We start from the raw sequence: 11,067 nt of genomic DNA on the forward strand, positions 1-11,067 counted from the left end.
GCCGGCGGCTGATCCCGTGACGGACCGGGTCGCGACACGTCGCGTCGGGGTGATGGGCGGCACGTTCGACCCCATCCACCACGGGCACCTCGTGGCGGCGTCGGAGGTGCAGGCGTGGTTCGACCTCGACGAGGTCGTCTTCGTCCCCACCGGCGACCCCTGGCAGAAGAGCGACCGCCTCGTCACCGGCGCCGAGCACCGCTACCTGATGACGGTGGTGGCCACGGCCGCCAACCCGCGCTTCAACGTCTCGCGCGTCGACATCGAGCGCGGCGGCAAGACGTACACCATTGACACGCTGCGCGACCTCAAGGCCGAGATGCCCGACGCCGAGCTGTTCTTCATCACCGGCGCCGACGCGCTGGCCGACATCTTCACCTGGCGCGACGCCGAGGAGCTGTTCTCGCTGGCCAACTTCGTCGGCTGCACCCGGCCCGGCTACGAGATGGACCCCGAGGCGCTGGCCCGGATCCCGTCCGAGCGCGTCACGATGGTCGAGATCCCGGCGCTGGCCATCTCCTCGACCGACTGCCGCGAGCGCAAGCGCCGCGGCGAGCCCGTCTGGTACCTCGTGCCCGACGGCGTCGTGCAGTACATCGCCAAGCACGACCTCTACGCCTCGCCCGAGGCGAGCACCGGCACCAGCACCGGCGCCGGCACCAGCACCGAGACCCGATCCAGCTCCCGCTCCAGCAAGGAACCTGCATGACAGCCACCGACCACGCCCTCGAGCTCGTCGCCGTCGCGGCCCAGGCCGCCCACGACAAGAAGGCCGACCAGGTGCTGGCCTTCGACGTCAGCGACCAGCTCGCGATCACCGACGCCTTCCTGCTGGCCAGTGCCGGCAACGAGCGTGCGGTGGGCGCCATCGTCGACGAGGTCGAGGACAAGCTGCGCGAGGCGGGCGCCAAGCCGATCCGCCGGGAAGGGCACAGGGAGGGCCGCTGGGTGCTGCTCGACTACGGCGAGATCGTGGTGCACGTCCAGCACGAGGAGGAGCGCTCGTTCTACGCCCTCGAGCGCCTCTGGAGCGACTGCCCGCTCATCCCGCTCACGCTCACGTGAGGCGCGCGTGAGGCGTCTGGTCCTCCTGCGGCACGGCCGCACCGCGTGGAACGACGCGGGCCGGGCGCAAGGACACGCCGACGTGCCGCTGGACGACCTGGGCGAGGCGCAGGCCAAGGCCGTCGCGCCGGTCCTCGCCGCGCTCGCGCCCGTCGCGGTGTGGAGCTCCGACCTCTCGCGCGCCGCGCAGACGGCCGCGCAGGTGGCCGCCCAGGCCGGCCTGGAGCCGGCCCTCGACCGGCGGCTGCGGGAGTTCGACGTCGGCCCGCACCGGACCGGCCTGACGATCGAGCAGTACGCCGCCGCCCATCCCGAGGAGCACGCCGCGCTGCTGGCGGGCGACCTCGCCACTATCCCCGGGCGCGAGACCCGGAACGACGTGCTGGCGCGGTTCCTGCCGGCCCTGACGTCGTACGCCGACGCGCTGGGCGACGGCGAGACCGCCGTCGTCGTGTCGCACGGCGCCGCGCTGCGTGTCGCCGTGCCGGCGTTCCTGGGCTGGGGCGACGGCCCGGCGGACGCGCTGGGCGTGCTCGCCAACTGCGGGTGGGTCGAGCTGGAGCACGGCGCGTCGACGTGGACCGGGGGCGCCGAGCGGTGGCGGCTCATGGCCTGGAACCGCGTCGTGGCCTGAGGGGACCCCGATTTCACCTGCCGGTCGGGTGTCGGCTAGTGTTCTCGGCTGTTGGGGCTGTGGCGCAGCTGGTAGCGCATCTGCATGGCATGCAGAGGGTCAGGGGTTCGAGTCCCCTCAGCTCCACCGATCGGAAGAGGCCGGATCCACCTGGATCCGGCCTCTTCTGCGTCCCGGCCGGGCCCCTAGCAGGCCGGTGCGTCGGCGTGTTGGCGGAACGGCGGGCGGGTGACACCATGCGGGCATGACCGCGATCGACGTCTCCACCAGCACCATCCTCGAGGGCACCGACGCCCACATCGAGGCCACCGAGCGCTACGCCGCCCACAACTACCACCCGCTGCCGGTGGTGCTCGCCGAGGGTGACGGCGCCTGGGTCACCGACGTCGACGGCAAGCGCTACCTCGACTGCCTCGCGGGCTACTCGGCGCTCAACTTCGGCCACACCAACGAGCGCCTCGTCGCGGTCGCCCGCGAGCAGCTCGGCAAGCTGACGCTGACCAGCCGCGCGTTCTTCAACGACAAGCTCAGCGGGTTCGCCGTCGCCCTGGCCCGGCTCACCGGCAAGGACATGATCCTGCCGATGAACTCCGGCGCGGAGGCCGTCGAGACGGCGATCAAGGTCAGCCGAAAGTGGGGCTACGAGGTGAAGGGCGTGCCGGCGGGGCAGGCCACGATCATCACCATGGAGGGCAACTTCCACGGTCGCACCACGACGATCGTGAGCTTCTCCGACGACGACGTCGCGACCTCCGGCTACGCCCCGTTCACGACCGGCTTCCGCAGCGTCAAGTACGGCGACATCGCGTCCATCGCCGCCGCCATCGACGACACGACGGTCGCCGTGCTCTTCGAGCCGATCCAGGGGGAGGGCGGCGTGGTGATGCCGCCGGAGGGCTTCCTCCGTGACCTGCGCGCCCTGTGCACCGAGCGCAACGTGCTGATGGTGGCCGACGAGATCCAGTCCGGCCTCGCCCGCTCGGGCCGGACCTTCGCGTGCGACCACGAGGACGTCGTGCCGGACATCTACATCATGGGCAAGGCCCTCGGCGGCGGGCTCTACCCCGTCTCCGCGATCGCGGCCGACCGCGACGTCATGGACGTCATCACCCCCGGCTCGCACGGGTCGACCTTCGGCGGCAACCCCCTGGCGGCGGCCATCGGCACCGAGGTCGTGGCGATGCTCGAGGAGGGCACGTTCCAGGCCCGCTCAGCCGAGATCGGTGCGCTGCTCGAGGCAGGGTTCCGCCCGCTGGTCGGCCGGGGGCTGTCCGACGTCCGGGTGCGTGGCGCCTGGGCCGGCATCGACATCGACCCGACGCTGATGAGCGGCCGCCAGATGTCGGAGGCGCTGATGGCCCGCGGCATCCTCGCCAAGGACACCCACGGCTCGACGGTGCGCTTCGCGCCGCCGCTGGTGGCCAGCGACGAGGACATCGCGGGGCTCGTGGCCGCGGTCACCGAGATCGTCACCGCGCGCTGACGCGCCCCGCGAGCGCGGCGTCAGGCGATCGTCAGGCCCCCGTCGACCGGGATCATCTGCCCGGTGACGTACCCCGCGGCGTCCGAGGCCAGCCACACGGCGGTCGCGGCCAGCTCGTGCGGGTCGCCCTTGCGGCCGGCCGGGACCCGCTGCAAGGCCAGGTCGAGGTAGCCGTCGGGGTAGGTGGCGGTCATCTCCGAGGCGAAGAACCCCGGAGCCAGCGCGTTGACGCGGATGCCCTTGCGGCCCGTCCACTGCTGAGCGAGGTCCCGGGTGAGACCGCCGAGACCGGCCTTGGACGCGGAGTACGCCGCCTGCGGCAGGCCGCCGGTGGTGAGGCCGAGGATCGAGGAGATGTTGATGATGCTCGACCCCGGCTGCATGACGCGGCCGCACGCCTGAGCCATCCAGTAGCACCCGTTGAGGTTGACGTCGATGACCGAGCGGAACTGCTCGGGCGTCTCGCGGGTGGCCGGGACGGCCGTGCCCACGCCGGCGTTGTTGACCAGCACGTCGACGCGGCCGAACGTCGCCATCGCCTCGTCCACGAGCCGCTGGCACTGCTCGGGATCGGCCACGTCGGTCGCCACGGTGCGCACGCGGCGGCCGGTGGAGCGCACGGAGTCCGCGACGCGCTCCAGCTTCTCGACCCGGCGCGCGCCGAGCACCACGTCGGCGCCGGCCTCGGCGAAGCAGTGCGCGAAGGCGACGCCCAGGCCGCTCGAGGCGCCGGTGACGATGACGACCTTGCCGTCCAGGCGGAACATGTCCATGACTCCCATGACGGGACCCTAGGGGGTCGGGGTGGGGGCCTGCTCCGCGGGGGTCGCCGGTGCGCGCGGCAGGTCGCGCACCGAGCGTGAGCAGAGGACCAGCGCGCAGACGGCGACGTACGCGACGGCCGAGGCCACGAGGACGGGCCGGAACCCGAAGACCGCGGCGAGGGGGCCGAAGGCGAGCTGTCCGACGGGGATCGCCAGGAAGGAGCCGAGCGCGTCGTAGGAGTAGGCGCGGGAGAGCATCGCGTCCTCGATGTTCTCCTGCATCGCCAGGTTCCAGCCCATGCCGAAGACCTCCATGCCGGCGCCGGCGGCGAACGCGGCCACGACGAGCGCGACCAGGTGGGGCGACACCCCCAGGATCAGCATCGGCGGCGCCACCATCGCCACGCCGAGCATGCCCAGCAGCAGGGGCCGCTCGAGGCGCACGCGCAGCAGCACCACCGTGGTCACGAGCAGGCCCGCGGCCTCGGCGGAGAGCACGTAGCCCCAGCCCTGGCGGCCGATGGTGTCGTCCGCGATCGCCGGGCCGAGGGTGAACCACGCCCCGGCGTGGATGAGGTTCAGGAAGCCGAACCCCACGACCACCGACCAGAGCCACGGGGTGGACCGGAAGAACGTCCACCCCTCCCGGAGCTCGCGGAGCGTGTCGGGGGCCGCGCCTCCAGCCTCCCGGGGCGGGAGCGACACCGGCACGAGGAGGAGCGCCGCGAGCAGCCAGGTGAGGGCGTCGAGCGCCAGCGCCCAGCCCGAGCCGACCGTCACGACCAGCAGGGCGCCGACGGTGGGACCGAGCACCATCATCCCGTTCCGGGTCAGCGACACCAGCGCGTTGGCCGGCTGCAGGTCGGAGCGGGGCACGAGCTGGGGCAGCACGCTGGACATCGCGGGGAAGCCGATGCCGGAGACCGCCCCGTGCACGACGCTCAGCACGACGAGCATCCAGATCTCGGCCTCCCCGACGAGCACCAGCACGGCGATCGCGCCCTGGCTGACGGCGGAGGCGAGGTTGGAGAACTGCAGCACGAGGGTGCGGGGGAACCGGTCCGCGATGACGCCGCCGTACAGCAGCAGCGCGACCATCGGGATCGTGTGGGCGGCGAGCACCTGGCCCAGGGCGGTGGGGGAGTCGGTGATGTCGAGGACGGCGAAGGCCAGCGCGATGCTCGCCATCATGTTGCCGAGCGTGTTGACGAACCGGGAGGCGAAGTACCACGCGAAGTCGCGGTTGCGCAGGGGGGCCAGTGCGGCGGACCAGGTCATCGGCGCTCCTCCTCGGGCGTCCAGCGGGCGGCGGCGCCGGTGAGGCCGCCGGTCATCGTGAAGGCGTGGGTGGTGGCGGAGACGTGCACCGTGCCCGGCGTACCGGCGGGGCGGGCGGCGGCGTGGAGCACGTGCGAGGCCTCGTGCAGCAGGTCCAGCGCGCGGCGCCACGCGTCGACGGGCACCCATGCCTCGAGATCGCTGGACGAGGCGGTGCCCGGTGCCGCGTCGAGCAGTCGCCGCTCGACCTCCAGGGCGTTCGCCCTGGCGTAGGCGATGCGGTCGTCGACCGTGCTCGCGCGGGTCGGGGTCTCGCGCGTCGCGTCGTACCGGTAGCGCTTGGCCACCCCGCCGCGGATCTTCTCCTCGCCCTCGACCACCAGCGCGCCGATGTCGTGGAGCACGCGCAGGTGGTACGACGCGTTGGCGTGGGTGATCCCGAGCGTCCGGGCCACCTCCGCGGCGCTCATCGCCTCGCCGGTCAGCAGCGACATCAGCCGCAGCCGCAGCGGGTGTGCGGTAGCGCGCAACCGCGCCACCGCCTCGGGGTCGGTCTCGTCCATGTCACCCTCCAATGGTTCTTGGGCAGTAGTGTCGGGCACCTCTCCCACGACTGTCAAACACTTCTTGGGCAGTCCCCCTTCGCGGTAGTCCACCGGGAAGTGGCGGCCAGCGCGGGCTGAAGACAGCCATTGGCCGGTGGACTACCCCGGGGAGGGGAGGGAGAGGACCCGCGACCGACCCGGACGACACCCTGGCTGGACCCCGAGAGGACGTGCCTGCGTGCGTGCGGCGTGCTTGGCTGTCCCCGAGAGCGCGAGCACCCGGCCCGCCGAGGAGTGAGTGAGATGTCCGACCAGCACCAGAGCCCGTACGACCCGTCCGGCCAGCAGCCCGGCTACGGACCGCAGCCCGACGCCTACCGCGCGGGGCCCGCGACCATGTCTCCTCAGGACGAGCGCACCTGGGGAGCGATCAGCCACGGCGGCGCACTGGTGGCGATGATCTGCTCGGCCGGCTTCCTGGGGTTCGTCGCCTCCGTGGTCGTCTTCATGATGTACAAGGACCGCGGCCCGTTCGTCCGCTCGCACGCGGCCAACTCCATCAACGTGCAGATCACCATGTTCATCTGGATCGTGATCTCGTTCCCGCTCATCCTGCTCCTCGGGCTGGGCCTGCTGACCCTGGTCGCCGCACCGTTCGTCGCGGGGCTGCTGCACGTCATCGGGGCCGTCAAGGCCTACCAGGGCGAGTGGTGGAACCCGCCGCTGACGCCGCGCTTCGTCAGGTGAGGCGGGCCGGCGGCCCGTCCTGCCACGCGGACGCCGCCCGGGCCCGGACCCTCGGGACCGGCCCGGGCGGCGGCGCGTACGCCGCCCGCACCGGGCACGGGGTGAGCCCGGGCCCCGCAGGGCGCTACGATGGCAGCATGCGGTCGCAGCTCCTGCTCCTTCGACAGCCGCGCTGACTCACCGTCCAGGAAGTCATCGCGGCCACCCCTCCATGCGTGAGGGGTTTTTTCATGTCGGGAGCGGGACCCACCAGGAGCGAGAGAGATGAACCCCGAGCAGAGCACCCACGGCGAGACGACGTACGACATCCAGGCCACGGAGACCAAGTGGCAGGGCGTCTGGGAGGACCTCCAGCCCTTCCGGGCCGACGACGACAGCCCGCGCGAGAAGCGCTACGCGCTGACGATGTTCCCCTACCCGAGCGGCGACCTGCACATGGGTCACGCCGAGGTGTTCGCGCTCCACGACGTGGTGGCGCGCTACTGGTGGCAGCGCGGCTACGAGGTGCTGAACCCGATGGGCTTCGACTCCTTCGGCCTGCCCGCGGAGAACGCCGCGATCCGCAACGACGAGCACCCCGACACCTACACGCGCGCCAACATCGCGCGCTCGATCGAGTCCTGCCGCAAGTACGCCGCGTCGTTCGACTGGTCGCGCACGTTCAACACCAGCGACCCGGCGTACTACCGCTGGACGCAGTGGCTGTTCCTGAAGTTCTACGAGCGCGGCCTGGCCTATCGGAAGAACAGCCCGGTCAACTGGTGCCCCCAGGACCAGACCGTGCTGGCCAACGAGCAGGTCGTCGCCGGCATGTGCGAGCGGTGCGGGGCGGAGGTGACCAAGAAGGAGCTGACGCAGTGGTACTTCAAGATCACCGACTACGCCCAGGAGCTGCTCGACGGCCTGGACGAGCTGGAGAGCACCTGGCCCGACCGCGTCGTCACCGCGCAGCGCAACTGGATCGGCCGCTCGGAGGGCGCGCACGTCACATTCACGCTCCACACCGCCGGCGGCGAGCGTGACATCGAGGTCTACACGACACGTCCCGACACGCTGTACGGCGCGACCTTCATGGTGGTCGCGGCCGACGCGGCGCTGGCGGGGGAGATCGTGCACCCCGACCGCGCGCAGGCGCTGGAGGACTACCTGGTCGAGGTGCGCAAGGCCTCCGACATCGACCGGCTGGCCACCGACCGGCCCAAGACCGGCGTCGACCTGGGCATCACCGCGACCAACCCGGTCTCCGGCGAGGAGATCCCGGTCTGGGCGAGCGACTACGTCCTCGCCGACTACGGCACCGGCGCGATCATGGCCGTCCCCGCGCACGACCAGCGCGACCTGGACTTCGCCCGCGCGATGGGCCTGCCGGTGCGACGTGTCATCGACGTACCGGGCGAGGACGACCCCGAGGAGACGGGCGTCGCGACCTCCGGGGACGGGGCGTACGTCAACTCCGCCAGCCCCGACGGCTTCAGCCTGGACGGGCTGAGCGACAAGGCGTCGGGCATCCGCGCCATCATCGAGCGGCTGGAGGCCGACGGCCGCGGCTCCGGGGCGGTGAACTACCGCTTGCGTGACTGGCTGCTGAGCCGCCAGCGCTACTGGGGCGCGCCGATCCCCATCATCCACTGCCCGGTGGACGGCGAGGTGCCGGTGCCCGAGGACCAACTGCCCGTCACCCTGCCCATGCTCAGGGGTGCCGATCTGAAGCCGAAGGGCACCTCGCCCCTGGGCGGGGCCACCGACTGGGTCGAGGTCACCTGCCCCACGTGTGGGGGCCCGGCCACCCGCGACACCGACACCATGGACACCTTCGTGGACTCGTCCTGGTACATGTTCCGCTACTGCTCGCCCCACGAGACCGAGGCGCCGTTCGACAGCGCGAAGGTCGACGCGTGGATGCCGTGCAACCTCTACGTCGGCGGCGTCGAGCACGCCGTGCTGCACCTGCTCTACGGCCGGTTCTTCACCAAGGTCCTCAACGACATGGGCCTGGTGGGCTTCCGGGAGCCGTGGTCGGCGCAGCTGAACCAGGGCTTCGTGATCAACCAGGGCAAGAAGATGAGCAAGTCCCTGGGCAACGGCGTCAACCTCGGCGAGCAGCTGGCGGACTTCGGCGTCGACGCGGTGCGGCTGACCCTGGTCTTCGCGGGGCCGCCGGAGGACGACATCGACTGGGCGAACATGTCGCCCGAGGGCTCGGTGCGCTTCCTGCAGCGCGCCTGGCGGCTGTCCGGTGACGTCGCCTCCGCCCCGGGGGCGGACGTGACGGCCGGCGACCTCGCGCTGCGTCGCGCGACCGCGCGCACCGTCCACGACGCCGCGGAGCTGGTGGAGTCCTACCGCTTCAACGTGCTCGTCGCCCGCGTGATGGAGCTGGTCAACGCCACCCGCAAGGCCATCGACTCCGGCTGCGGCCCCGAGGACCCCGCGGTGCGCGAGGCCACCGAGGCCGTGGCGGTCCTGCTGTCGCTGGTCGCGCCCTACACCGCCGAGGAGATGTGGGAGCGACTCGGCCACGAGCCCACCGTCGCCCGCGCCGGCTGGCCGGCCGTCGACGAGGCGCTGCTGGTCGAGGACACCGTCACGGCGGTCGTGCAGGTCAAGGGCAAGGTCAAGGCCCGGCTCGAGGTCGCCCCGGACATCACCGAGGCCGACCTGGAGGCCGCCGCCCTCGCCGACGCGGGGGTGCAGCGGGCGATCGACGGCGCGACGGTGCGCAAGGTGATCGTGCGCGCACCCAAGCTGGTGAACATCGTCGTCTAGGGTCACCGCTATGCCGCGTGTGGTGGTCGTCACCGACTCGACCGCGAGCCTGCCCGCCGACCTGGCGGAGGCCCGCGGCATCCGGGTCGTGCCGCTGCAGGTCGTCATCGGCGCGAAGGTGCTCGACGAGGGCCCCGACGGCGCGACCCCGGACGTCGTCGCCCAGGCGCTGCGCGACTTCGTGCCGGTGAGCACCTCGCGACCGGCGCCCGCGGTGTTCGCGGAGCTCTACCGCAGGCTCGAGGCCGACGGGGCCGAGGAGGTCGTCTCGGTCCACCTGTCCGGCGAGATGAGCGGGACGTTCGAGTCCGCCCAGCTCGCGGCCCTCGAGGTGGGGCTCCCCGTGCACGTCGTCGACTCCGGCCAGGTCGGCATCGCGACCGGGTACGCCGCGCTGACCGCCGCCGACGTCCTCGACGGGGGCGGCAGCGGCGAGGAGGCGGCTCGGGCCGCGCTCGCCCGGGGCGAGTCGGCCTCGTCGCTGTTCTACGTCGACACGCTGGAGTACCTGCGCCGCGGCGGGCGCATGGGAGCCGCAGCCGCGCTGTTCGGGAGCGCGCTGTCGGTCAAGCCGTTGCTCGAGATCTCCGAGGGCCGGGTGGTCCCGCGCGAGCGGGTCCGGACGGCCTCGCGCGCCCTGGCCCGGCTCGCCGAGCTCGCGGTCGAGGCCGCGGGCGAGCAGCCCGTGGACGTCTGTGTCGCCCACCTCGCCAACGCCGAGCGCGCCGCAGAGCTCGCCACGACCCTGGCCGAGCGGCTCGCGCCTGGGCTCGACGGTCGCGAGGTCATGTGCGGGGAGCTCGGGGCGGTGCTCGGTGCCCACGTGGGCCCCGGCATGGTGGCCGTCTGCGTCGCGCCGCGCCCCTGAGTCCCGGCCGCGGGGTGGCTGTCCACAGATCGCTCGCGGCACCTGTCGGAGGAGGCGACGGCCTTCCTAGCGTGGAGGCATGCGACGGTCCCAGTCCTCCTCCGAGCACGCCGAGGCGGTGTCGCGGCGGCTGGCGACCCTGAGCGCGGAGCTCGCCGCGGTCCGCGGGCCGGCAGGCGACCTGCCCGACGAGGGGCACACGCGGGTCCGTGAACGTCCCGGGGAGGTGCCGGCACCCGTCGTGGTGCCCGTGCCGGGCCGGCACGCGTCGCGACGGGTGCGGATCGGTGCGCTCCGGCTGGGGCCGGTCCACCTCGCCGTGGTGGCGGTCGTGGCGGCGCTCGCGGTGGGCCTGGCGTCGTGGTGGGCCGTGCGCGACGAGGCGGAGGTGGTGCCGGTCGCGCCCGACGAGTCCGCGCCGGCGGCCTCTCCCGAGCCGCTCGCCCCGATCAGCGCGAGCGGGACGCCGGCCGGCGACCTGGTGGTCGACGTGGCGGGCAAGGTGCGGCGCCCCGGCATCGCCGTCCTCCCACCCGGCTCTCGGGTGGTCGACGCGCTCGAGGCGGCGGGCGGTGCCCGGCGCGGGGTGGACCTGACGGCGCTCAACCTGGCCCGGCCGGTCGTCGACGGCGAGCAGATCCTGGTGGGGGTCGCGCCGGCGGCCGGGGTGGCCGGCACCCTCGACGCGCCCGTGCCCGGCGGCGAGCAGCTGGTCAACCTCAACACCGCCGACCAAACCACCCTCGACACGCTGCCGGGCGTCGGGCCGGTCACCGCCGACGCCATCCTGTCCTGGCGGGAGGCCAACGGCGCGTTCAGCTCGGTCGAGGAGCTCCTCGAGGTCGACGGCATCGGGCCGGCGACGCTCGAGGACCTCGCCCCGCTCGTGACGATCTGACCTCGCGGACGAGACGCCC

At 72.7% G+C, this 11,067-nt stretch carries 11 protein-coding genes and 1 tRNA gene; 9 read left to right on the forward strand and 3 right to left on the reverse strand.

Annotation, left to right across the window (positions count from 1 at the left end; genetic code table 11):
• The first annotated feature begins 16 nt into the window (after window positions 1-16).
• The 5 genes from nadD to rocD all read left to right on the forward strand — a co-directional run bounded on the left by nadD (window position 17) and on the right by rocD (window position 3,182).
• Entirely contained in the window at window positions 17-709 is a 693-nt protein-coding gene (nadD, locus tag J3P32_RS14515) for a nicotinate-nucleotide adenylyltransferase (RefSeq protein WP_307861709.1), read from the forward strand.
• Window positions 706-1,065 carry a ribosome silencing factor gene (gene rsfS, locus J3P32_RS14520; protein ID WP_210440488.1) on the forward strand — a complete coding sequence of 120 codons (360 nt, stop codon included), beginning with the start codon at window positions 706-708 and terminating at the stop codon, window positions 1,063-1,065. The genes nadD and rsfS overlap by 4 nt, the downstream gene beginning before the upstream one ends.
• Window positions 1,066-1,072: 7 nt before the next feature.
• Entirely contained in the window at window positions 1,073-1,699 is a 627-nt protein-coding gene (locus tag J3P32_RS14525; RefSeq protein WP_210440489.1) for a histidine phosphatase family protein, read from the forward strand.
• 53 nt (window positions 1,700-1,752) lie between these two features.
• Window positions 1,753-1,825 (forward strand) — tRNA-Ala (locus J3P32_RS14530).
• A 118-nt stretch (window positions 1,826-1,943) separates the two neighbouring features.
• Window positions 1,944-3,182 carry an ornithine--oxo-acid transaminase gene (rocD, locus tag J3P32_RS14535; protein WP_210440490.1) on the forward strand — a complete coding sequence of 413 codons (1,239 nt, stop codon included), beginning with the start codon at window positions 1,944-1,946 and terminating at the stop codon, window positions 3,180-3,182.
• 20 nt (window positions 3,183-3,202) lie between these two features.
• Here the strand turns inward: rocD and J3P32_RS14540 are convergent, their stop codons facing one another.
• The 3 genes from J3P32_RS14540 to J3P32_RS14550 are packed head-to-tail and all read right to left on the reverse strand — an operon-like array spanning window position 3,203 to window position 5,787.
• On the reverse strand, window positions 3,203-3,964 hold the full coding sequence (locus tag J3P32_RS14540) for an SDR family NAD(P)-dependent oxidoreductase (protein WP_210440491.1): 762 nt from the start codon (window positions 3,962-3,964) through the stop codon (window positions 3,203-3,205).
• A gap of 9 nt (window positions 3,965-3,973) precedes the next feature.
• The gene (locus tag J3P32_RS14545; RefSeq protein ID WP_210440492.1) at window positions 3,974-5,224 is read right to left on the reverse strand and encodes an MFS transporter; all 1,251 of its coding nucleotides are present in this window, start codon (window positions 5,222-5,224) and stop codon (window positions 3,974-3,976) included.
• Window positions 5,221-5,787, reverse strand: a complete 567-nt coding sequence (locus J3P32_RS14550; protein WP_210440493.1) for a winged helix-turn-helix domain-containing protein — start codon at window positions 5,785-5,787, stop codon at window positions 5,221-5,223. Before J3P32_RS14550 ends, J3P32_RS14545 begins: the two co-directional genes overlap by 4 nt.
• Window positions 5,788-6,072: 285 nt before the next feature.
• Between J3P32_RS14550 and J3P32_RS14555 the strand changes: the two genes are divergently transcribed.
• The 4 genes from J3P32_RS14555 to J3P32_RS14570 all read left to right on the forward strand — a co-directional run bounded on the left by J3P32_RS14555 (window position 6,073) and on the right by J3P32_RS14570 (window position 11,048).
• Window positions 6,073-6,516, forward strand: a complete 444-nt coding sequence (locus J3P32_RS14555; RefSeq protein WP_210440494.1) for a DUF4870 domain-containing protein — start codon at window positions 6,073-6,075, stop codon at window positions 6,514-6,516.
• 264 nt (window positions 6,517-6,780) lie between these two features.
• Complete coding sequence (gene leuS, locus J3P32_RS14560; RefSeq protein WP_210440495.1) at window positions 6,781-9,282, forward strand: leucine--tRNA ligase; 2,502 nt, start codon at window positions 6,781-6,783, stop codon at window positions 9,280-9,282.
• Between the two features lie 10 nt (window positions 9,283-9,292).
• Entirely contained in the window at window positions 9,293-10,150 is an 858-nt protein-coding gene (locus J3P32_RS14565) for a DegV family protein (RefSeq protein ID WP_210440496.1), read from the forward strand.
• Window positions 10,151-10,229: 79 nt separating this feature from the next.
• Window positions 10,230-11,048, forward strand: a complete 819-nt coding sequence (locus J3P32_RS14570; RefSeq protein ID WP_210440497.1) for a ComEA family DNA-binding protein — start codon at window positions 10,230-10,232, stop codon at window positions 11,046-11,048.
• The last annotated feature ends 19 nt before the right edge of the window (window positions 11,049-11,067 follow it).

This window comes from Nocardioides xinjiangensis (assembly GCF_017916385.1).
Classification (GTDB): domain Bacteria; phylum Actinomycetota; class Actinomycetes; order Propionibacteriales; family Nocardioidaceae; genus Nocardioides; species Nocardioides xinjiangensis.